Source organism: Nocardia sp. NPDC055002 (assembly GCF_053608825.1).
Genome location: NZ_JBSGWE010000006.1, coordinates 207376 through 227844 on the forward strand (window position 1 = coordinate 207376; position 20469 = coordinate 227844).

Genomic DNA, 20469 nt, shown 5'->3' on the forward strand with positions numbered 1-20469 from the left:
GTGGCAGACGAAAGTGGGTCGGTGTCGGTGTCCGATTCGGGCGACGAAGGCGGGCGGCGCAGAAAAAAGCGCGGCGACAAGAAGCAGCGCCCGTTCTGGCAGGAGCTGCCGATACTCGTCGTGATCGCGGCTGTGATCGCCGCGCTGATGGTGACTTTCGTCGGTCGGCCGTATGTGATCCCCTCGCAGTCGATGGAGAACACGCTGCTGATCGGGGATCGCATCTACGTCCAGAAGATCAGTTATTACGGCTCCGAACCCGGACCGGGCGACGTGGTGGTGTTCGTTGGGCCGCCGTCGTGGAACGGGCACTACAAGTCGGTGCGTTCGGACAACACTGTCGTGCGCGGTCTGCAGAACTTCCTGTCCTACTTCGGGCTGGTCCCGCCGGACGAGAACGATCTGGTCAAGCGCGTGATCGCGGTCGGCGGGCAAACCGTGCAGTGCTGCGATCCGCAGGGTCGCGTCATGGTCGACGGCAAACCGCTCGACGAGCCGTACATCAAGAAGGACTACCCCTGGTACACCGATCGTCCCAACGCCGTGTACCCGGCGGGTCGGGTGTTCGGTCCGGTGAAGGTGCCGGAGGGCAATCTGTGGGTGATGGGCGACAACCGCAACGAGTCGGCTGATTCGCGCGCCCACGTCAGCGACGATCTCCAGGGCACCGTGCCGGTGGACAACGTCCGGGGCAAAACGGTGTTCAAGATCTGGCCGCCGAACCGGATGGGCCCAGTGAAGACCCAGAACGCGCAAGAGAACTGACACGATGAGGACGAGTGTTCTGTGCCCAGTGAAGACTCAGAACGCGCAAGAGAACTGACACGTTGAGGAGGGGTGTTCCGGGGCGAACACGCACCCGGAACACCCGGTCGAACTGACGCGACGGGACAATCGAACTGTGGGGCAGGATCGGACCAGCTGGCCGCCGCGGATGGTGATGCGCCGGGCGGCGGGACTACGCACGCTCGAGGCCGCGCTCGTGCGCGGTGGCCTCGCGCCGGTGGCCGGTGTCGACGAGGCGGGGCGCGGACCCTGCGCGGGTCCGCTGGTGGTGGCCGCGTGCCTGCTGGCGCCCATGGCCTACGACAAGCTCGCCGGGCTCGACGACTCCAAGAAACTCACGGAGGCGGCTCGTGAGGAGCTGTTCCCGGTGGTTCAGCGGTTGTCGCTGGCCTGGAGCGTCGTGGTGGTACCTGCGTGGGAGATCGACTCGATCGGGATCCACGTCGCCAATATCGAGGGCATGCGCCGAGCCGTGGTCGGTCTCGAACGCACCCCCGGCTACATCCTGACCGACGGATTCAAGGTCCCCGGCCTGCCCGCACCGTCACTGCCGGTGATCGGCGGCGACGGCACCGCGGCCTGCATCGCGGCCGCGAGCATCCTGGCGAAGGTGACCAGGGACCGGATGATGGTCGAGCTCGACGCGCAGCTACCCGGCTACGGTTTCGCCGCGCACAAGGGCTACAACACGCCCGAGCACACCGCCGCCCTGCGGCAGCTCGGACCGAGCACAGAACACCGCCGTTCCTGGCGGAATGTGCGCGAGCTCGAGGTGCCCGGAGGTAGCCGAGTGGCTACTCGCGCGGCACATGCGCGATGATGTCACCAATGAACGCGGCGCTGCTAGCAGGAGGACGTCCCACCCGATGAGTGCTGAGGACCTCGAGAAGTACGAAACCGAGATGGAACTGTCGTTGTACCGCGAGTACAAGGACATCGTCGGCCAGTTCTCGTACGTCGTGGAGACCGAACGGCGCTTCTACCTGGCCAATTCGGTCGAGCTGCGTCCGCAGAACGCCGACGGCGAGGTGTATTTCGAAGTGCGGATGAGCGATGCGTGGGTGTGGGATATGTACCGCCCGGCACGGTTTGTCAAGCACGTTCGGGTGATCACGTTCAAGGACGTGAACATCGAGGAGCTGGAGAAGCCGGACCTGCGCCTGCCGGAGTAGTTGTCCACAGGGGCGCGGTTATCCACAGGATTTCTGTTTGCCCAGGTCGCGGGGGACAGCCACGTGAGCGTCTGTGGCCATGCTTTCGCTCATGGCACACAAACAGGCGCTCGGGGCGTACGGGGAGAAGCTGGCCGCGCAGTATCTGTGCGAGTCGGGGATGGAGATCGTCGCCCGCAATTGGCGGTGTCGATACGGTGAGCTGGACCTGATCGCCCAGGACCCGTCGATCACCGCGTTCGTCGAGGTGAAGACGCGGTCGGGCCTGGGGTTCGGAACTCCGGCCGAGTCGGTCACCTTCAGCAAGCAGCAGCGCATCCGCCGGCTGGCGCTGCTGTGGCTGGCCGAACAGGACGGGCCGTGGCGGCGGATCCGCTTCGACGTCGTGTCGGTTCTGATGCCGCGGGGGCGCGGGCCGGTCATCGAACATCTGACCGGCGCGTTCTGATGGCGCTCGGACGGGCGCTGTCGGTCGCTGTGACGGGGGTCGACGGGCAGCTCGTGGAGATCGAGGCCGATATAGGTCAGGGTCTGCCCTCGGTGAATCTGGTCGGTCTGCCCGATACCGCCCTCCAAGAATCGCGCAATCGGGTGCGTTCGGCGGTGGCCAATACGGGGGAGAAGTGGCCGGACGGCCGGGTGATCCTGGCCCTCTCGCCTGCGACACTGCCGAAAGTGGGCAGCGTCTACGACCTCGCACTGGCGGTTTCCGTGCTCGACGCCTCCGGGGCGGTGCCCGGCGAGCGGCTGGTGAAAACGGTGCTGCTGGGGGAATTGGCGCTCGACGGGCGGGTTCGGCGGGTGCGCGGGGTGCTGCCCGCGGTGATCGCGGCCCGTCGGGCCGGGCTGCCCACGGTGGTCGTGCCCGCCGAGGCGGTGGCCGAAGCGGGGCTGGTCGAGGGAATCGAGGTGCTCGGGGCGACGAGCCTGCGGGCAGTGGTGGCGTGGCTGCGCGGGGAGGGCCGGCTGCTCGAACCCGACGGCGTCGTGCCGGGGACACAGGTCCCGTGCGGTGACCTCAGCGATGTCGTCGGGCAGGACGAGGCCCGCTGGGCGCTGGAGGTCGCTGCGGCAGGCGGGCACCATCTGCTGCTCACCGGGCCGCCCGGAATCGGCAAAACGATGTTGGCACAACGTCTTCCGGGGTTGCTGCCGCCGCTGTCGGAAGCGGAGTCGCTGGAAGTGACCGCGATCCATTCGATGGCGGGATCGCTGTCGGCCGAGCAGCCGTTGCTCACGGTGGCTCCCTTTGTCGCGCCGCATCATTCGACATCGGTCACCGCCATGATCGGCGGTGGTTCCGGCATGGCCGGTCCCGGCGCGGTCAGCCGGGCCCATCGCGGGGTCCTGTTCCTCGACGAATGCGCCGAGATCGGCACGAAAGTCCTGGAGGCACTGCGGACTCCGCTCGAAGAGGGGGAAGTGCGCATCGCCCGGCGCGACGGCGTTGCCCGGTACCCGGCCCGCTTTCAGCTCGTCTTGGCGGCCAATCCCTGCCCGTGTGCTCCGGCACGCGATGTGGACTGCATCTGCGCGCCACTGGCACGGCGCCGCTACCTGGGCAAACTGTCGGGGCCGTTGCTCGACCGCATCGATATCTGGGTCCAGATGCACGGGCACGCCGGTGCGACGTTCGGCGACGAACAGGCCGAGAGCAGCAGCACGGTGGCCGAACGCGTGGCCCGGGCGCGAGCCCGCGCGGCGCAGCGGTGGAGCGAGGACGGGTGGGCGACCAATGCCGAAGTGCCGGGCCACATTCTGCGGAAGCGATTCACGTTGCCGCGGGAAGCGATCGCGCCGATCGAGACGGCCTTACGGCTGGGGCGCATGTCGGCCCGTGGCGCCGACCGGGCCATCCGGGTCGCCTGGACGGTCTGCGATCTGCGCGAAGGGGAGCGGCCCACCGTGCAGGATGTGATGTCGTCGTTGAACTTCCGGCAGCGAGGCGCGCAATGAGCGAATCGCGTGCGGTCGGCGAGGTGGTGGACCTCGACGGTGATCCGGACGAGCGCCGACTCGCCTGGGTGTACCTGTCGCGGGTGGTGCAGGGGCCGTGTGCGCCACTGTCGGCCTTGATTGCCTCGGTCGGGGTGTGCGAGGCCGCGCGTGCTGTCCGTGAGCACGAGTTGCCCGCGGCACTGCGTGGTCCCACCGCGATGCGGCGTGAGATCGACTCGGCAGCAGCGGATCTGGAGACGATCGCGCGTCTGGGCGGGCGGGTGATCACTCCCGACGACGAGGAATGGCCGGGCTGGCGGATGCTCGGACTCGATCAGCTCGACAGCGAGCGTGATCGCGAGGCGGCTGTGCCGCTGGTGCTGTGGGCGCGGGGTCCCCTCTCGCTCCACAGCGCGTCCGAACGCGCTGTCGCGGTAGTCGGTTCGCGGTGTAGCAGTGGATACGGGTTGCAGGTGGCGAGCGAGATCGCGTGCGACCTGGCAGGCAGGGGCTGGACAATCGTCTCCGGAGCGGCCTTCGGCATCGACGCGGCGGCGCACCGGGCGGCCCTCGCCGTCGGTGGAACCACCGTCGCGGTCCTGGCCTGCGGTGTCGATCGTCCCTATCCGGCGCAGCACGACCGCCTGCTCGCCGCCATCGCCGAAAGTGGTCTGGTCGTCAGCGAATACCCGCCGGGCATCTCGGCGCAGAAACATCAGTTCCTGGCGAGGAACCGGTTGATCGCGACGCTCGGGGACGGGGTTCTGGTGGTCGAGGCAGGGTTACGCAGTGGCGCTCGCAACACCGTGAAATGGGCCCGCAGACTGGGCCGGCCGGCCATGGCTGTGCCGGGACCGGTCGGGTCGGCCTCCTCGGCAGGCTGTCATCGCATGATCAGAGACGGCGAGGCGCTGCTGGTAACCCGAGCCGACGACATCATCGACGAAGCGGGTCCCCTCCGTCTCCCCGTCAGCGCAGGTGGCACGGCGGACCCCGCCGGACACCTGCGCGGTGCTGAAGCTGAGATCTACGCGGCGCTACCCACCATCGGCTCGCGTCTACCTCGCGAACTGTCGCAGCAGTCCGGCTTGGACCTGGCCACGGTTCGAGCGGTCCTGCCGAGCCTGGAGTTCGCCGAACTGGTCGGCTGCGATTCCGGTGGGTGGTTTCGGACCTCCGGTCGGCGAGCCAGCTGACGTGGTGAGCGCCCAGCAGGGTGACGTGTGGACATCGGCGGGCCGGGCGAGCGCAGGGTCTGTCCCGGCTGCGCGGCGATCGTCGAGTGGTAGGGCGACTGAGTGCTTCGCCGGCAGGGCGGCGACGGGTGCGCAGACGGGCAGTTCGGCGCAGCGGACCGTTCGGTCGGCTCGGCGGCGTGGTGGGTTGCGTGGGGGACCGGGAAGGGTGACGGTTGGGTCATGGATGTGTTGCCCGATGACCTGACCGCGTTGCTCACCGAGTTCGGACGGCATCTGCGGTTGGGCCGGAATCGGTCGGCACATACGGTGCGCGCGTATCTGGGGGATGTTCGGTCGCTGCTCGAGCATCTGTACGCGCGGTCGGCGGATTCGGCGGTGCGGGAGCTGGATCTGCCGCTGCTGCGGTCGTGGTTGGCCGAGCTGGCGGCGGCCGGGGTGGCCCGGACGACCCTGGCTCGGCGGGCATCGGCGGCAAGGACTTTCACCGCGTGGCTGACCGAGACCGGGCGACTCGGTGTCGACCCGGGGCTGCGCCTGCAGGCTCCGAAAGCCCATCGCGTGTTGCCCGCGGTGCTCGGCCGCGGTCAGGCCGAACAGGCCATGGTGGCGGCGGAATCCGGGGCGGCGCAGCAGGATCCGATGGCGCTGCGGGATCGGCTGGTGGTGGAGTTGTTGTACGCCACCGGGATTCGTGTCAGCGAGCTGTGCGGTCTCGATCTCGACGACATCGACCGGGAGCGCCGCCTGGTGCGGGTGCTCGGCAAGGGCAACAAGGAGCGCTCGGTACCGTTCGGTGGTCCGGCCGACACGGCGCTCGAGGCCTGGCTCCGGGCCGGCCGTCCCTCGCTGGTCAACAGCAACTCGGGCCGCGCCTTGTTCCTCGGCCAGCGTGGTCGCCGCCTCGACCAGCGCCAAGCGCGCGCCGTCGTCCACGACGTCATCGCCGCGATCCCCGGCGCTCCCGACATGGGCCCGCACGGCCTGCGCCACAGCGCCGCCACCCACCTCCTCGAAGGCGGCGCCGACCTGCGCGTCGTCCAGGAACTCCTCGGTCACGCCAGCATGGCGACCACCCAGCTCTACACCCACGTCTCCGTAGAACGCCTCAAGCGAGTCCACGACCAAGCCCACCCCCGCGCCTGACCGCGTCGAGTCGGTCTTCGGCCCGGCCGCCTTCGATGGCTGATCGTGCCGAGTGGGTTCTCGGCCAGGCCCCGTGCGCGGCCGATTGGCTAGAGCGGTCAGGGGCCGCCCCCTGCGACTGGTCGCCTTGAAACGGGTTCACACTTTCCCCGCGTCGGCAGGTGACCTTGGTCGGCCCGCAGCGTGCCGATTCTCGTGTCCGGTCTGGGGAAGTTGGCTCCCGGAACAGTGCCGCTCCGGAGGTTCCTCGGACGGCCGGGAACCCTCACACGTCCCTGTCATGGAGTGCGCACGATCGGCGCCGCGCTGTCGCCGCACAGATCAGCGGCGACAACACGATCGACGCCGCGCTCATGCGGATCATCGGTGGGTGGATCGGGGTAGCGCATGATGGGGGCAGGAGGTGGTGGTCGTGACGTTGCCCGAGGTCGGGGCCGAATCGGACGACGGCGAGGAAGATGTCGACTATCGGTTCACCCTCGCTAACGAGCGGACGTTTCTGGCGTGGATCAGGACCGCGATCGGTCTGCTCGCCGGCGGCGTCGCGGTGCACACCCTCGTGCAGCCGACTCGGCTGGCCGGATTCGCCGGTGCCATCTCGATGATCTGCCTGATCATGGCGCTGGCCGTGGCCCTCGCCGCCTTCCGGCACTGGCGCCGGGTCGATCTCGCGATGCGTTCCGGGCGACCGTTGCCCGGAACGGTCCTGGTTCCCGTGTTGTCGGCCGGTGTCGCGATCGTCGCCGTGCTCGCCTGCGTGGCGGTCGTGCTGTCGTGACCGCACCGACCCTGGCGATGGAGCGCACGGCCCTGGCTTGGCGGCGCACCGCTCTCGGAGCGGCCGGCTGCGCCCTGCTCTTCGTGCACGAGGCGACTGTCGATGGTTGGCCGACATGGCCGGTCCCTTTCGCTGCCGCCGCGGTCGCCCTGCTCGTGTCCGGAGTCGGCTGGTCGCGCGGCCGCGCACTCGATCGCGGACACTCTGGCACCGCGCACCGATTCGTCGCGACCACCACCCTCGCTGTCGCGGCCGTCTCCCTCATCGCGGCGGTCACCGTACTGCTCAACGGGTAGCTCGCGCTCGCCCTGCGACGGACTCGGCACTGGGGGCGTTCTCAGAAAATAGTGTGGTGGACGTGACTTCCCTGCGTGAGCGGCTGCGTGCCGCCTTGAAACCTGCGATGAAGGCCCGCGACCTCGGTGCGGTCACGGCGCTGCGTTCGGCGCTGGCGGCGATCGACAACGCGGAGGCGATCGATGCCGCTGACGTACGAGCCGGCGCCATGGAGGAAAGCCCAGTCGGCCTCGGTGCGGCCGAGGCTGTTCGCCGCGACCTCACCGAGGTCGAGATCGAAGCGATCGTCCGTCGAGAGATCGACGAAAGACGTTGCGCGGCAGCTGAATACGACCGACTCGGCGCGATCGATCGCCGCGATCGGTTGAGCGCCGAAGCCGACACGCTGGCTGCGCTGCTCTGATCGCCGTACCCGTGCCGGCCGGGCCGCGACGTCAGTTGCTGGTGGGCAAGGTGTTCAGGTAGCGATGGGTGAACCAGCGCTGGATCAGCCGGGCGACGGGTCCGCCGAGACGGACGTACCAGGCGCCCGGCCGGGAGAAGGCGGTGATCAGGCCGTAGACGGTGTCGTCGGTCGGGTCGTATTCGACGGCGAACAGTTCCTCGCCGACCTCGGGGTGTCCCGGCAGGGTGCCGTAGGCGAAACCTCGGCGGTCGGGTTCGTCGAGGACGTAGACGACGCGGCAGGGCGCACTGATGTTCAGTGGCCCGATGCGGAGAACGACCGTCAACTCGGTTCCGGGCTGCGCGGTTTCGGTGTCGGCGCCGCGAAAGGTGCCGACGCCCTTCTGAATTCCGAAGTCGAGAATGTAGGTGGCCGCGCGCTCGAACAGATCGCGGCCGTGGCCGATCGGCCGTCGATTCCGGAACCGGTGGTACCCGTCGGGCATCGTGGCGCGGGTGGCGCCCACGTCGGGATAGGTGAAAGGCGCTGATTTCTCGGACACGCCTCGATTCTCGTCCGCGACCGGCTGCCGCGGGGGCGGGGTGGCGGAGCGTTTCGTCACATCACGGTTCCAACGGTTTCAGCCGGACCGGCACCTCGTGCAGGAGTCCCAGCGGGTCGACGTATTCGCGCCGGTTGTGGGCGCCGGATTCACGGCGGGCTCCCCAGTGCAGGCACACGGCGGCCGGACACCCCTCGTGTCCGGCCACCAGCGTGCCGATCGCCGTGCCCCTGACCACCCGGCTCCCCACCGCGACCTTCGCCGTCACCGGTTCATAGGTGGTGCGCAAGCCGCCCGGATGATCGATGGACACCACCGGCTTGCCCGCCACTTCCCCCGCGAACACCACGATGCCGTCCCCCGCCGCCAGCACCGTCTGCCCGGCGCTACCCGCCAGATCCACCCCCCGATGCCCCGGCAGCCAATTCCGCTCCGGCTTGTCGAACCGGCGCTCCACCGTCGGCCGCGGCCGCAACGGCCAACCGAACGGCCCCGATTCCGACGCCTCGGCGGGCACCGCCCCACTGAGCACAATCGCCACCAGGCAGACGACACCCAGCACCCGCCCGAGAATCGTCCACGTCCGGAGCGCCGCTTGCCGCATCGTCGAGGATGTGCGCGGCCGCCGACCGCGACCGGTCCTGCCCGGCCACGCCGTGTTGTCGGGCCGCGGGCGATCGGCAGGGAACCTTTCGAACATCGAGGCCTCAGCGGTGAGGTCGTGGTGTCGGCACACGCTGCTGCCCGGCCAGCGACCGCAGCATCTCCCGCAGGACTGCGGGGAGTTCGGCCGCTGATCCACTTCCGCCGCCCGCTCGCACCACGATCTCGATCTCCGACCGAGCCCCCGCACTCTGATCGATCCCCTGCGGCCGCGCCGGAGCGGAGCCGAGATCGTGGACCGTCACCTGAACCGGAACTGGTGCGGGAACGAGTTCGCGTCGAGGCACGGTCACCGGAACCGCGGTCGATTCCCGGCCGCACGAGACAGGGCCGGACGGGCGCTCCCGCGGCTGCACAGGCGCGGCGCTCCTGCGCACACCTTCCGGCGTCGGCCTCGGCGGGAGTTCCACAGCCACCGCTGCTCCCAGGTTGATTTCGACGGCTACGTCCGCCGCCGGTCTGCCCGGCGAGGTCGGCGCGCTCTGAGGATTCGGCACGGGCGGTGCTATCGGCACAGCGCCGGGCGCGGCCGCACGCTGCGCCGGGCGAATCACCTGGCCGACGCCCTCGGGTGGGTGGGCCAGGACGACAGCCCCGCGCACTCCGGCGCATATGGACGATGATCCACTGTGAGGGGAGAGCGTCGGCGCGACGTCGGCGGCGGAAGGTCGGACTGCGTCCGGAGCGCCGCTCTCGGGGTGTGCCGCGGCCGGTGCGGCAGCGATTCCCGCCGCGCAGAGCAGCGGAAACGTCGTGATCAGGGTGCGTGTCAAAGTGTTCATGCCCCAACTCTGGACGCCGGACAACCCCACCGGGACAACGACTTCGAGAATGTGGACAACTCGCCCGCATGTGGATATCGCGTACTTCATCCGCGAAATGGGCGGTCGTTGCGCAGGGGCGATTTCGGACCTGGCCCTGCTCCGCGTAGACTGAACAAGCGGTTTGTGCTCAGCAGCCAATGCGTGTGCACAGCACGGACCGACTTCGCGCGCCACCCGTGCTCGTCCATCCGGTCGTCGCTCGCAATGCAGACGGTCCGCGAGGGCATGTCAGCGCGAGTTCTCCAGCGGATGAACAGGGAAATCGTCGGCTGGTCCCGGATTCTTCGAATCGGGTCCGGCGGTTTCGGTGGCGCCAGGGCAGTCGATCGCCGATCGACCGCGACAACCGGCAACGAAAGAGAGATACGAAGGCTATGCCTGTCGTAACTATGAAGCAGCTGCTCGACAGCGGCGCGCACTTCGGCCACCAGACTCGTCGGTGGAACCCGAAGATGAAGCGGTTCATCTTCACCGACCGCAACGGCATCTACATCATCGACCTGCAGCAGACGCTGACCTTCATCGACAAGGCCTACGAGTTCGTCAAGGAGACTGTCGCCCACGGTGGCACCGTCCTCTTCGTCGGTACCAAGAAGCAGGCCCAGGAGTCGATCGCTTCCGAGGCGCTGCGCGTCGGAATGCCCTACGTCAACCAGCGTTGGCTGGGTGGCATGCTCACCAACTTCTCCACCGTGCACAAGCGCCTGCAGCGCCTCAAAGAACTCGAGGCGATGGAGCAGACCGGTGGCTTCGAGGGTCGTACCAAGAAGGAAATCCTCATGCTCACGCGTGAGATGACCAAGCTGGATCGCACCCTCGGCGGTATCCGTGACATGGCCAAGGTTCCCTCGGCCATCTGGATCGTCGATACCAACAAGGAGCACATCGCCGTCGGCGAGGCGCGCAAGCTGAACATCCCGGTCATCGCGATCCTGGATACCAACTGCGACCCCGACCTGGTCGACTACCCGATCCCGGGTAACGACGACGCGATCCGTTCCGCCGCACTGCTCACCAAGGTCGTCGCTTCCGCGGTGGCCGAGGGCGTGCAGGCCCGCGCGGGCCAGGCTTCCGGCGACGCGAAGCCCGAAGCCGGCGCAGGCGAGCCGCTGGCCGAATGGGAGCAGGAGCTCCTGTCCTCGGCGACCCCGGCTGCCGAAGCCGATGTCGCTGCCGCGACCGAGGCCCCGGCCGTCGAGACCCCGGCCGAGGCCGAGGCCGAGGTCAAGGCCGACCCGGCACAGCACACCCCGGCCGACTTCTGAGCTGACCGGTAGCGCACTGTTCACCTTGCCGACCCGTCTGAATTCAGATGTGGTCGGCAAGGTGGCGTAATACCCGAACAAGCAAGTGCATGGCCTCGGCCGAGATGTCTTTTCCGTGGCTTCTCGGCCGCCTCGATCTGGACTGACCAGAGGGTGCGACGAAGGAGTGCCCGCCGGGAGGGAAGATCGAGGCCCACAGGGCCGAGAAACCTGCGGCGCCAGCCGCCAAAAATTACAGGAGGCTCGCCCCCGATGGCGAACTACACCGCTGCTGATGTGAAGCGGCTCCGGGAGCTCACCGGCTCCGGCATGATGGACTGCAAGAACGCGCTGGCCGACTCCGACGGCGATTTCGACAAGGCCGTCGAGGTGCTGCGTATCAAGGGCGCCAAGGACGTCGGCAAGCGCGCCGAGCGTGCGACCGCCGAAGGCCTGGTCATCGCCAAGGACGGCGTCATGGTCGAGATCAACTGCGAGACCGACTTCGTCGCCAAGAACGCCGAGTTCCAGCAGCTGGCCGACACCATCGTGACCGCGGCCGCCGCGGCCAAGCCGGCCGACCTGGACGCCCTCAAGGCGCTCAAGCTGACCGACGGCACCGTTGACGACGCCGTGCAGGCGCTGTCGGCCAAGATCGGCGAGAAGCTGGAACTGCGTCGCGTCGTGTCCTTCGACGGCCCCGTCGCCACCTACCTGCACAAGCGCGCTTCGGACCTGCCGCCCGCCGTCGGCGTGCTGGTGGAGTACGAAGGCACCGGCGACGCCGCTGCCGACGCCGCGCGTGCCGCGGGCATGCAGGTCGCCGCGCTCAAGGCCAAGTACCTGACCCGCGAGGAGGTGCCCGCCGATGTCGTCGACAACGAGCGTCGCATCGCCGAGGAGACCGCGCGCGAAGAGGGCAAGCCCGAGGCCGCGCTGGCGAAGATCACCGAAGGCCGCGTCAACGGCTTCTTCAAGGACGTCGTGCTGCTCGAGCAGTCCGCCGTCACCGACTCCAAGAAGACCGTCAAGGCGCTTCTGGAAGAGGCGGGCGTGAACGTGAAGCGTTTCGCTCGTTTCGAGGTCGGCCAGGCCTGATCCGCCTGAACTTCACGAATAGCCTCTTCGGCGCGGTGTGATACCGCGCCGGAGGGGCTTTCCTCATGGATCGACCGACCCCACTTCCGGGTGACCGCAACCTGATAGGGCAGGATGGATGCCGCCTGCTCGCCCCGCTCTCGACCTCGCCGAAGGAGACCGACACCCATGACCGACCCGGGTAACGACCGCCCTGGATACAACCGGGTGCTGCTCAAGCTGGGTGGGGAGATGTTCGGTGGTGGCGGGGTGGGCCTCGATCCCGACGTCGTGCAGACCGTGGCCGAGCAGATCGCCGAGATCGTCGAGACCGGCGTGCAGGTGGCCGTGGTGATCGGCGGCGGCAACTTCTTCCGCGGCGCCGAACTGGAGGAGCGCGGCATGGAGCGGGCGCGCTCCGACTATATGGGCATGCTCGGCACCGTGATGAACAGCCTTGCCCTCCAGGATTTCCTTCAGCAGCAGGGTGTGGACACCCGCGTGCAGACCGCCATTACCATGGGCCAGGTCGCCGAGCCCTACCTGCCGCTGCGCGCCAAGCGCCACCTCGAGAAGGGCCGCGTCGTGATCTTCGGCGCGGGAATGGGCATGCCCTACTTCTCCACCGACACCACCGCCGCTCAGCGCGCGCTGGAAATCGGCGCCGACGTGGTGCTGATGGCGAAAGCGGTCGACGGTGTGTTCGACGCCGATCCGCGCGTCGACCCGAATGCGAGCATGTTCACCGAGATCACCCACAAGGAAGTGATCGAAAAGGGCCTGAAGGTGGCCGATGCCACCGCTTTCAGTCTCTGCATGGACAACCAGATGCCGATGCTGGTGTTCAATCTGTTGATCAAGGGCAATATTGCCCGCGCGGTCGCCGGTGAACCCATCGGCACCCTGGTTCGGTCGTGACCCCGCACCCGCGGACGATGACGATGACGACGCTGTGGAGGATTCGGTCGTGATTGATGAAGCGCTCTTCGATGCCGAAGAGAAGATGGACAAGGCCGTCACGGTGGCGAAGGACGACCTGGGCAGCATCCGTACCGGTCGCGCCAACCCGGGCATGTTCACCCGTGTGCTGATCGAGTACTACGGCTCGCTCACCCCGATCACCCAGGTCTCGAGCATCACCGTGCCCGAGCCGCGCATGGTCGTGATCAAGCCCTACGAGCAGAGCTCGCTGGGCCTGATCGAGAACGCCATCCGCAACTCCGACCTGGGCGTGAACCCGACCAACAACGGCGACATCCTGCGCATCTCGGTGCCGCAGCTCACCGAGGAACGCCGCCGCGAGATGGTCAAGATGGCCAAGAGCAAGGGCGAGGACGCCAAGGTCTCGATTCGCAACGTCCGCCGCAAGGCGATGGACGAACTCGGTCGCATCCAGAAGGATGGCGAAGCGGGTGAGGACGAGGTCGGGCGCGCCGAGAAGGAGCTCGACAAGACCACCGCCAAGTACGTGGCCCAGGTCGACGAGCTGGTCAAGCACAAGGAAGCCGAACTGCTCGAGGTCTGAGCGCCAGATCTCGCCAGTCCCGCTCGTGCGGGGGATGAACGGAACGACGAGTTGAGCGACGGGACAATCGTGGCCGAAGACGCCGCCGCCACCGGGGCGGCACCGGATCCCATGCCGGACAAGGTCGAGGAGACCGCGGCCGCGCCGCAGGACGAGCAGCCGCCCGCCCCGACCTCACGGGCCGGGCGCAATCTGCCCGCGGCACTGGCAGTCGGGCTGACGCTCGGGCTGTCGTTGATCGCGATCCTGTTGTTCGTCCCGAAGGTGTTCATCGCGGTCGCGGGCATCGGCGTCGGCGTGGCGACCTGGGAGGTCACCAAGCGGCTGCGCGAAGCCGATGTGCTGGTGCCGCGGATTCCGCTGCTGGTGGGCGGTCAGGCGGTGTTCTGGCTGGGCTGGCCGTGGGGGGCGAGCGGGGTGCTCGGCGCGTTCGCCGCCACCGCGCTGGTGTGCATGGTGTGGCGTCTGTTCGACCACGGCCTCAGTACCGCGCCGAAGAACTTCCTGCGTGACACCGCGATCGCGGTGTTCACCCTCACCTGGATTCCGTTGCTGGCCGCGTTCTCGACGCTGCTGCTGCTCGAACCCGACGGCAATCTACGGGTGCTCACCTTCATGATCCTGGTGGTGTGCTCCGATGTCGGCGGCTACGTCGCCGGTGTGCTGTTCGGCAGGCATCCGATGGTGCCCGCGATCAGCCCGAAGAAGTCGTGGGAGGGGTTCTGCGGGTCGCTGGTGTTCAGCGTGATCGGCGGTCTGCTGACCGTCACGCTGCTGCTCGAGGCGAACTCGATGATCGGTGTGGTGCTCGGTGTCGGCCTGGTGGCCGTGGCGACCATCGGTGATCTGATCGAGTCGCAGATCAAACGGGAGCTCGGCATCAAGGACATGGGGACGCTCCTGCCGGGGCACGGGGGAATCATGGATCGCCTGGACTCGATGCTGCCCTCGGCGTTCGTCTCCTGGCTGGTACTCAGCGCGCTGATCTGATCGTCAGGGCCTCTTGGCGGCGTGCCGCAGTTGCAGGATGCGGACTCCGCCGACCAGGCCCATCACCAGCGCCCCCGCGATCACCGACAGCAACACGGTGACGCCGAGCGGCAGTTCGAAGTGCCAGAACAGCAGGTTGGTCCGGACCTTGTCGAGATTCTGGATGATGAAGATCAGCAAGACGATGCCGAGCAGGGCCGCGGCCAGCAACGCGATCCAGGTGTAGCCGGTGCGCGATCCGTGCACGGCGTCGCGCGGAGCCGGTGTGGTAGCAGGCTTCGCCGGTTCGGCGGGCTTGTTGTGCTTGCCGGTGAGATCGGTCGGCGGCGGGTGGTGTTCGGCCGGTGACGCACCGGATTCTGCGTGTGTACTCATAGTTCGATCATTGCCGACTGCTATGGCTCGTGCACGCATCTTGTCGATAACGTTGCCCGGCGTGGTGACCACGACGGTGCGTTTGGGACAATGGTGAAACTATGGCCATCTCCCTGCCCCTCGTGTTCGATGCCCCGCGCCGCGGCATGCCGCCGCGCCACCTCGCCGATCTCGATTCGGACGAACGCAAGGCCGCGGTGCAGGAGCTGGGATTGCCGAAGTTCCGGGCCGACCAGCTGGCCCGTCAGTACTACGGCCGCCTGCAGTCCGATCCCGCCCTGATGACCGACCTGCCCGCCGATGTGCGCGCGAAGGTCGGCGAGACGCTGTTCCCGCCGCTGCTGTCGGTGGTGCGCAATATCGCGTGCGACGAGGGCGACACCCGCAAAACGCTGTGGAAGGCGCACGACGGGACGCTGCTGGAGAGCGTGCTGATGCGTTACCCCGACCGCAACACGCTGTGCATTTCCAGTCAGGCCGGGTGCGGGATGGCGTGTCCGTTCTGCGCGACCGGGCAGGCGGGGCTCACCCGCAACCTGTCGACCGCGGAGATCGTCGACCAGGTGCGTGCCGCCGCGGCGTCCTTGCGCGACGGCGAGGTGCACGGCGGTCCGGGCCGGCTGTCCAACATCGTGTTCATGGGGATGGGCGAGCCGCTGGCCAACTACAAGCGGGTGGTGAACGCGGTTCGCCGGATCACTTCGCCTGCTCCCGACGGGCTCGGCATTTCGCAGCGGTCGGTGACGGTGTCGACGGTCGGCCTGGCGCCCGCGATCCGCAAACTGGCCGACGAGAACATGTCGGTGCGCCTGGCGGTGTCGCTGCACACCCCCGACGACGAACTGCGCGACACCCTGGTGCCGGTGAACAATCGCTGGTCGATCGCCGAAGTGCTCGACGCCGCACGGTATTACGCCGACAAGTCCGGGCGTCGCGTGTCGATCGAGTACGCGTTGATCCGCGATATCAACGACCAGCCGTGGCGTGCGGACCTGCTGGGCAAGAAACTGCACAAGGCGCTCGGTCCGCTCGTGCACGTGAACCTGATCCCGCTCAACCCGACACCGGGCAGCGAGTGGGATGCCAGCCCCAAGCCGGTCGAGAAGGAGTTCGTGCGCCGCGTGATCGCCCAGGGCGTGTCGTGCACGGTGCGCGACACCCGCGGCCAGGAGATCGCCGCCGCCTGCGGTCAGCTCGCCGCCGAGGGTTAGACGGCGCTCGTCGCCGTTCACGGGCTCGGAGGACGTGCCCGAGCTCAGACGATGCTGCTCGGTGCGATGAAGTCGTCGTAGGGGAGTGGGCCCGCGACGAAGGCGTTGACCGACATGAAGTTCAGGGTGATGTCGCCGCCGTGGTTGTCCAGGAAGGCGATATCTGAGGCGTCGCGGCCGGTGGCGATGCGTACCAGGCTCGAGCGCGGCGCGAGGCCGGTCGGGTCGTAGGTGCGCCACTCGCCGTCGATGTAGGCCTCGCAGACGGCGTGGAAGTCCATCGGCACACAGCCCGGCGCGTAGACCGCGGCGACCCGGGCGGGGACGCCGACGGCGCGCAACAGCGCGACCATCAGATGCGAGAAGTCGCGGCAGACTCCGGTGCCGGAGAGCAGCGTCTCCACCGCGCCGTCGATGGGCGTGCTGCTGCCCGAGACATAGGTGATCCGTCTGCCGATCCACGACGAGACACGGTTGGCCACCTCGGGATCGGCGATGCCATAACCGAATTCGGCCGCCGCGAAGCCCAGCAGCTTGTCCGACTCTGCGTAGCGGCTCGGCCGCCGGTACAGCGCGAGGTCGTAGTCGGAAGGCGGCGCGAGGACGGCGGTGCCCAGGAGGGTCGCCTGATAGTCGATCCGGAGGGTGCCCGCGCGCACGTCGAGCACGTGGATCCGGGAACCGTGCGGACCGACCACTTCGCGTGGCGTGCAGAACTCGCCGTCGAGCGAGCATGTCATGGACTCGATGAGATCGAGTCCTGGCTGGCGGGCGACAGCGATCTGACACTGCAACACCGAATCGGCATGGACCGCGACCTCCAGGCGAGCGGAAACGTCCCGTTTCACGCCCACAGACTGACAGGCGAATCGGGATCAGGCGAACCGAACCGCGTGAGCGGGTTGCGGCCCAGGCGTTATCGTCGTGGGACCGGATCGACGCGTGCGTCCGAGATCGTTGACTATGGCGCGCGAAACAGCCTCTGTCACAGTCACTCTCGAGCTCGAAGCGGGCAATGCCTCGCTGATGGTCCTCGGCAAGATGCTCGGTCCGACCGGCATTGCGCCCTTCGAGGTCAAACGGCGCTACGACGCCGCCACCGCGGATCGACGTGGCGAGATCATTCCGGCCGTCATCACGATCGACGCCCGCAAACGCTGGACGATGCGGCTCAAGACCCCGCCGACCGCGTCCTTGATCCGCAAGGCTCTCGGCCACCCCGGCTCCCCGCAGCCCGGGCACAAGCCGGTCGGGGCGATCAGCCGGGACCAATTGCGCCGCATCGCGATCCGCAAACTCCCCGACTTGAACACCACCGATGTGGAGGCGGCGATGCGCATCGTCGCGGGCACGGCGCGATCGATGGGTGTGCGCGTGGAGGAGTGAGCTGGGGTGTAGTGCCCTGTACTCGCGCCCATTTGGCCGGGTAGCTGTCGCGGTGTTGCTGACCTTCACACTGATCATCGGCGGCGCCGTCACCTGGGTGTGGCAGGACGAGAGCACCTGGATATCGGACATGCTGGAACGGTCGCGTGCGCACAAAGATCTGGCCGCGATGTCGCAGGCATTTCCCCAGATGGTGCCGACCGGATTCGCGGACGGCCCTGGATTCGAAGGCCGCGAGTGTTCGGCGTACGCGAACACGAAGATTCGGAACGAACTCTTGTGGGAGCTGACGTTTCAGCAGGCAGACGCGAAATGGTCGTGCGGCAGCCTGCAAAGTGCCGATACCGACTACTTCTTCTACGCCTTCGCGACCGCGGCAGACGCGGTCGAGGCCGTGAATCGGTTTCGTGGTGAGACCGGTGACAAAGGAAACGCGTCGTCGGGGTCGCGGACCGACCACCATCGTGAACAGACCTACAACGGTGGATACAGTGGCTCCGCCGTGGTGTCCACCTTCAGCGATCCCGCGCGAGAACGGTGGGTGCTGGTATTCCAGCGCGGCTCGGCTTTCACCACAGTCGAGGCCGACATGCCTGTTCTCCTCGCCGACATCGCCCGCTTCCCACTGGGTTGAACCCGCCACCCGGCGGTGTACTGCACCGATTCGCGGGTCCTGCGTTTGGTAGGGTCCAGGCCGTCGGACGAAGAGCGAGATTCGGGGGTCAGAGTGGTTTCTGACGGGACGGTGTTCGCCGGCTACACGATCGACCGGCAGCTGGGTCAGGGCGGGATGGGGTCGGTGTATCTGGCCAGGCACCCGCGTCTGCCCCGATGGACGGCGCTCAAGCTGCTGAATCGGGAGTTGTTCTCCGACAAGGAGATCCGGGCCAGGTTCGAGCGCGAAGCCGACCTGGTCGCCCAGCTCGACCACCCCAATATCGTCACCGTGTTCGACCGCGGCGTCGAGGGCGATCAGCTGTGGATCAGCATGCAGTACATCGACGGGATCGATGCCTCCTCGCTGGATCCGCATTCCCTGCCGCCGGACCGGGCGCTGCAGATCATCGGTGAGACCGCCGCCGCGCTCGACTACGCGCATCGCGCGGGGGTACTGCACCGCGACGTCAAGCCCGCCAACATCCTGCTGGCGCGTTCCAGCAGCCAGGAGCGGGTGTATCTCACCGACTTCGGCATCGCACGGCTGCGCGACGATTCGGGTCATCTCACCGAGACCGGATCGTTCACCGCCACGCTGGCCTACGCCGCACCCGAGCAGCTCACCGGCGCCGCACTGGATCACCGCGCCGACCAGTACTCCCTCGCGTGCACGCTCTACACATTGCTGACCGGCAGCGCGCCGTACGAATCGACCAGCCCGGCCGCGGTCATCACCGGGCATCTGCAAGCGCCGCCACCCCCGATCAGCCCGCGTCGCGCCGGCCTGCCGCCGGTGCTCGACGCTGTGATGGCGCGTGCGCTGGCCAAGCGGCCCGCCGACCGGTTCACCTCGTGCGAGGAGTTCGTCGACGCCGCCCGACGGGCGGTGCGCACCGGAACCACCGGCGCCCGCCCGATCGCCCGGCCCACCTCGGGGGCGCACGCGCAGCCGTTCGTCGGCATGCAGCCCATGCGCCCGGTGAGTTCGACGGGCACTCCCATCCCGCAGTACAACCCCGCTCCGATGCCCCCACGGATGCCTCAGCCGCAGTACGCGCCCACGCCGCAGTATTGGCAGCCGCAACCGGCGCCGATACCGAATCCGCCGCCGCAACGGGGCGGCTGGGGATCGGCGCTGGGCACCTACGCGGTCCTGTTGGTCGTCGTCATCGTGATCGCCGGCGTGATCGCGCTGCTGGCCAACCTCTGATCGGCTCGTCGACCCGATCGGCGGGTGCCATATTCTGGTCAGAATGAGCGACTTCGACGTCACCGCCGCCGACTCCATCGACCTCGACCGGTTGCGTCGTTTCGTCGCGGTCGCCGAGGAGTTGCACTTCGCCCGCGCAGCCAAGGCGCTGCGGATCCCACGGCAGGCGCTGAGCGCCACCGTGATCGAGCTGGAAGAAGAGCTCGGCACCCGCGTCTTCGTGCCGAGCGCTTCGCCGACCCAGCTCACCGACGACGGCACCGCGCTGCTCGCGCGTGCCAGGGACCTGATCCGGGTGCGCGAGCAGGCCGAAAGGGAGCAGAAGCCCGACGCGCCCGCGAGCCTGCGGGTGGGGTTCGTGCCGGGGGTCACGGTGTCGAAGTGGGCGCGGATCTGGGGCGAACGGCTACCCGACCACCCGCTCGAGGTCGTCGGCGTCGCGCAGGGCGAGCAGGAGTCGGCGCTGCGCGAGGGGCGAGTCGACCTGTGCTTCGTCCGGCTGCCCATCGACCGGACCGCGACCAACGCGATCGCGCTGTGGCAGGAGACGCCGGTCGCGGTCGTGCAGAAAGACGACGCGCTGTCCCTGCTCGAGACGATCAGCCCGGCGGATCTGGCCGACGAGACGATCCAGGCCGGCGCCGACCTCGATCAGGCCGTCGACACTCTCGCCTTGGTCGCCGCCGTGGGTGGCGCGGCGATCATGCCGCAGTCGATCGCGCGCCTGCATCACCGCCGCGACCTGGTCTACCGCCCGATCAGCGACACCGAGTTCACCGAGATCGCGCTGGCATGGCCTGCCGGGACCGACAGTGATCTGCTCGAGGAGTTCGTCGGCATCGTGCGCGGCCGCTCGGCCAACAGCTCGCGCGGCGGGGTCGCGGAACCGGAGCAGCGCGCCGCGGCGCCCGCGCGCAAACCCGCGGCGAAGAAGCCCGCGGCCAAGAAACCGGCGCCGAAGAAGCCGGTCGCGCGTGGCCGCAAACCAGCCCGCCGCGGCCGCTGACACACGAAAACGCCTGCGGCGCATGGTGATTGCCGCAGGCG

General features: G+C 68.1%; 25 protein-coding genes. 20 read left to right on the forward strand and 5 right to left on the reverse strand.

The window, feature by feature from the left end; all coding sequences use genetic code 11:
* The 10 genes from lepB to ACWF99_RS24610 all read left to right on the forward strand — a co-directional run bounded on the left by lepB (position 1) and on the right by ACWF99_RS24610 (position 7716).
* Entirely contained in the window at positions 1-765 is a 765-nt protein-coding gene (gene lepB, locus ACWF99_RS24565; RefSeq protein WP_378626377.1) for a signal peptidase I, read from the forward strand.
* A 136-nt stretch (positions 766-901) separates the two neighbouring features.
* Positions 902-1606: a ribonuclease HII gene (locus tag ACWF99_RS24570; RefSeq protein ID WP_452537498.1), complete on the forward strand. Its 705-nt coding sequence runs from the start codon at positions 902-904 to the stop codon at positions 1604-1606.
* Between the two features lie 46 nt (positions 1607-1652).
* Positions 1653-1958 (forward strand): DUF2469 domain-containing protein, encoded by a 306-nt coding sequence (locus ACWF99_RS24575; protein WP_011210678.1) that lies wholly within the window; start codon positions 1653-1655, stop codon positions 1956-1958.
* Positions 1959-2049: 91 nt separating this feature from the next.
* Complete coding sequence (locus tag ACWF99_RS24580; RefSeq protein WP_378626379.1) at positions 2050-2406, forward strand: YraN family protein; 357 nt, start codon at positions 2050-2052, stop codon at positions 2404-2406.
* Positions 2406-3914: a YifB family Mg chelatase-like AAA ATPase gene (locus ACWF99_RS24585; RefSeq protein WP_378626380.1), complete on the forward strand. Its 1509-nt coding sequence runs from the start codon at positions 2406-2408 to the stop codon at positions 3912-3914. Before ACWF99_RS24580 ends, ACWF99_RS24585 begins: the two co-directional genes overlap by 1 nt.
* The gene (gene dprA / locus ACWF99_RS24590; protein ID WP_452537499.1) at positions 3911-5092 is read left to right on the forward strand and encodes a DNA-processing protein DprA; all 1182 of its coding nucleotides are present in this window, start codon (positions 3911-3913) and stop codon (positions 5090-5092) included. The genes ACWF99_RS24585 and dprA overlap by 4 nt, the downstream gene beginning before the upstream one ends.
* A gap of 222 nt (positions 5093-5314) precedes the next feature.
* A complete protein-coding gene (locus ACWF99_RS24595) occupies positions 5315-6238 on the forward strand; it encodes a tyrosine recombinase XerC (protein WP_378626382.1) in 924 nt (307 codons plus the stop codon).
* Between the two features lie 412 nt (positions 6239-6650).
* The gene (locus tag ACWF99_RS24600) at positions 6651-7016 is read left to right on the forward strand and encodes a YidH family protein (RefSeq protein ID WP_452537500.1); all 366 of its coding nucleotides are present in this window, start codon (positions 6651-6653) and stop codon (positions 7014-7016) included.
* A complete protein-coding gene (locus tag ACWF99_RS24605) occupies positions 7013-7312 on the forward strand; it encodes a DUF202 domain-containing protein (RefSeq protein ID WP_452537501.1) in 300 nt (99 codons plus the stop codon). Before ACWF99_RS24600 ends, ACWF99_RS24605 begins: the two co-directional genes overlap by 4 nt.
* Before the next feature lie 62 nt (positions 7313-7374).
* Positions 7375-7716 (forward strand): GatB/YqeY domain-containing protein, encoded by a 342-nt coding sequence (locus tag ACWF99_RS24610; protein WP_378655116.1) that lies wholly within the window; start codon positions 7375-7377, stop codon positions 7714-7716.
* 31 nt (positions 7717-7747) lie between these two features.
* Here ACWF99_RS24610 and ACWF99_RS24615 read toward each other — a convergent pair whose 3' ends face one another.
* The 3 genes from ACWF99_RS24615 to ACWF99_RS24625 form a co-directional block, all read right to left on the reverse strand.
* A complete protein-coding gene (locus tag ACWF99_RS24615) occupies positions 7748-8260 on the reverse strand; it encodes a DUF1990 family protein (protein WP_452537502.1) in 513 nt (170 codons plus the stop codon).
* A gap of 61 nt (positions 8261-8321) precedes the next feature.
* A complete protein-coding gene (locus ACWF99_RS24620) occupies positions 8322-8864 on the reverse strand; it encodes a M23 family metallopeptidase (protein WP_452537503.1) in 543 nt (180 codons plus the stop codon).
* A 103-nt stretch (positions 8865-8967) separates the two neighbouring features.
* The gene (locus ACWF99_RS24625) at positions 8968-9705 is read right to left on the reverse strand and encodes a hypothetical protein (RefSeq protein ID WP_452537504.1); all 738 of its coding nucleotides are present in this window, start codon (positions 9703-9705) and stop codon (positions 8968-8970) included.
* A 416-nt stretch (positions 9706-10121) separates the two neighbouring features.
* On the opposite strand from ACWF99_RS24625, the gene rpsB reads away from it, so the two are divergent.
* From rpsB to ACWF99_RS24650, 5 genes are all read left to right on the forward strand, one after another.
* Positions 10122-11012 (forward strand): 30S ribosomal protein S2, encoded by an 891-nt coding sequence (gene rpsB / locus ACWF99_RS24630; RefSeq protein ID WP_062989975.1) that lies wholly within the window; start codon positions 10122-10124, stop codon positions 11010-11012.
* 252 nt (positions 11013-11264) lie between these two features.
* Positions 11265-12089, forward strand: coding sequence for a translation elongation factor Ts (gene tsf, locus ACWF99_RS24635; RefSeq protein ID WP_358105503.1), 825 nt, complete (start codon positions 11265-11267; stop codon positions 12087-12089).
* Positions 12090-12257: 168 nt separating this feature from the next.
* Positions 12258-12986, forward strand: a complete 729-nt coding sequence (pyrH, locus tag ACWF99_RS24640; RefSeq protein ID WP_378607015.1) for a UMP kinase — start codon at positions 12258-12260, stop codon at positions 12984-12986.
* Positions 12987-13035: 49 nt separating this feature from the next.
* Positions 13036-13593: a ribosome recycling factor gene (frr, locus tag ACWF99_RS24645; protein ID WP_101468579.1), complete on the forward strand. Its 558-nt coding sequence runs from the start codon at positions 13036-13038 to the stop codon at positions 13591-13593.
* 111 nt (positions 13594-13704) lie between these two features.
* Entirely contained in the window at positions 13705-14583 is an 879-nt protein-coding gene (locus tag ACWF99_RS24650; protein WP_378628247.1) for a phosphatidate cytidylyltransferase, read from the forward strand.
* A 3-nt stretch (positions 14584-14586) separates the two neighbouring features.
* On the opposite strand, the gene ACWF99_RS24655 is transcribed toward ACWF99_RS24650, so the two are convergent.
* The gene (locus tag ACWF99_RS24655; protein WP_452537505.1) at positions 14587-14958 is read right to left on the reverse strand and encodes a LapA family protein; all 372 of its coding nucleotides are present in this window, start codon (positions 14956-14958) and stop codon (positions 14587-14589) included.
* Positions 14959-15059: 101 nt separating this feature from the next.
* Between ACWF99_RS24655 and rlmN the strand changes: the two genes are divergently transcribed.
* Positions 15060-16169, forward strand: coding sequence for a 23S rRNA (adenine(2503)-C(2))-methyltransferase RlmN (gene rlmN, locus ACWF99_RS24660; RefSeq protein WP_378626392.1), 1110 nt, complete (start codon positions 15060-15062; stop codon positions 16167-16169).
* A gap of 44 nt (positions 16170-16213) precedes the next feature.
* Here rlmN and ACWF99_RS24665 read toward each other — a convergent pair whose 3' ends face one another.
* Positions 16214-17017, reverse strand: a complete 804-nt coding sequence (locus ACWF99_RS24665; protein ID WP_452537506.1) for a transglutaminase-like domain-containing protein — start codon at positions 17015-17017, stop codon at positions 16214-16216.
* A gap of 115 nt (positions 17018-17132) precedes the next feature.
* On the opposite strand from ACWF99_RS24665, the gene ACWF99_RS24670 reads away from it, so the two are divergent.
* From ACWF99_RS24670 to ACWF99_RS24685, 4 genes are all read left to right on the forward strand, one after another.
* Positions 17133-17555, forward strand: a complete 423-nt coding sequence (locus ACWF99_RS24670) for an uL11 family ribosomal protein (RefSeq protein ID WP_452537507.1) — start codon at positions 17133-17135, stop codon at positions 17553-17555.
* Between the two features lie 52 nt (positions 17556-17607).
* A complete protein-coding gene (locus ACWF99_RS24675) occupies positions 17608-18189 on the forward strand; it encodes a hypothetical protein (RefSeq protein WP_378626395.1) in 582 nt (193 codons plus the stop codon).
* Between the two features lie 93 nt (positions 18190-18282).
* Positions 18283-19422: a serine/threonine-protein kinase gene (locus ACWF99_RS24680; protein WP_378626396.1), complete on the forward strand. Its 1140-nt coding sequence runs from the start codon at positions 18283-18285 to the stop codon at positions 19420-19422.
* 43 nt (positions 19423-19465) lie between these two features.
* Complete coding sequence (locus ACWF99_RS24685) at positions 19466-20428, forward strand: LysR family transcriptional regulator (RefSeq protein WP_452537508.1); 963 nt, start codon at positions 19466-19468, stop codon at positions 20426-20428.
* The last annotated feature ends 41 nt before the right edge of the window (positions 20429-20469 follow it).

Bases quoted from the DNA above. Each gene is read 5' to 3' on its own strand.
- ACWF99_RS24575 (WP_011210678.1), top strand. From the start codon at position 1,653: ATGAGTGCTGAGGACCTCGAGAAGTACGAAACCGAGATGGAACTGTCG.
- ACWF99_RS24580 (WP_378626379.1), top strand. From the start codon at position 2,050: ATGGCACACAAACAGGCGCTCGGGGCGTACGGGGAGAAGCTGGCCGCG.
- ACWF99_RS24585 (WP_378626380.1), top strand. From the start codon at position 2,406: ATGGCGCTCGGACGGGCGCTGTCGGTCGCTGTGACGGGGGTCGACGGG.
- dprA (WP_452537499.1), top strand. From the start codon at position 3,911: ATGAGCGAATCGCGTGCGGTCGGCGAGGTGGTGGACCTCGACGGTGAT.
- ACWF99_RS24595 (WP_378626382.1), top strand. From the start codon at position 5,315: ATGGATGTGTTGCCCGATGACCTGACCGCGTTGCTCACCGAGTTCGGA.
- ACWF99_RS24620 (WP_452537503.1), bottom strand. From the start codon at position 8,864: ATGCGGCAAGCGGCGCTCCGGACGTGGACGATTCTCGGGCGGGTGCTG.
- ACWF99_RS24625 (WP_452537504.1), bottom strand. From the start codon at position 9,705: ATGAACACTTTGACACGCACCCTGATCACGACGTTTCCGCTGCTCTGC.
- rpsB (WP_062989975.1), top strand. From the start codon at position 10,122: ATGCCTGTCGTAACTATGAAGCAGCTGCTCGACAGCGGCGCGCACTTC.
- tsf (WP_358105503.1), top strand. From the start codon at position 11,265: ATGGCGAACTACACCGCTGCTGATGTGAAGCGGCTCCGGGAGCTCACC.
- pyrH (WP_378607015.1), top strand. From the start codon at position 12,258: ATGACCGACCCGGGTAACGACCGCCCTGGATACAACCGGGTGCTGCTC.
- ACWF99_RS24650 (WP_378628247.1), top strand. From the start codon at position 13,705: ATGCCGGACAAGGTCGAGGAGACCGCGGCCGCGCCGCAGGACGAGCAG.
- ACWF99_RS24655 (WP_452537505.1), bottom strand. From the start codon at position 14,958: ATGAGTACACACGCAGAATCCGGTGCGTCACCGGCCGAACACCACCCG.
- rlmN (WP_378626392.1), top strand. From the start codon at position 15,060: ATGGCCATCTCCCTGCCCCTCGTGTTCGATGCCCCGCGCCGCGGCATG.
- ACWF99_RS24670 (WP_452537507.1), top strand. From the start codon at position 17,133: ATGGCGCGCGAAACAGCCTCTGTCACAGTCACTCTCGAGCTCGAAGCG.
- ACWF99_RS24685 (WP_452537508.1), top strand. From the start codon at position 19,466: ATGAGCGACTTCGACGTCACCGCCGCCGACTCCATCGACCTCGACCGG.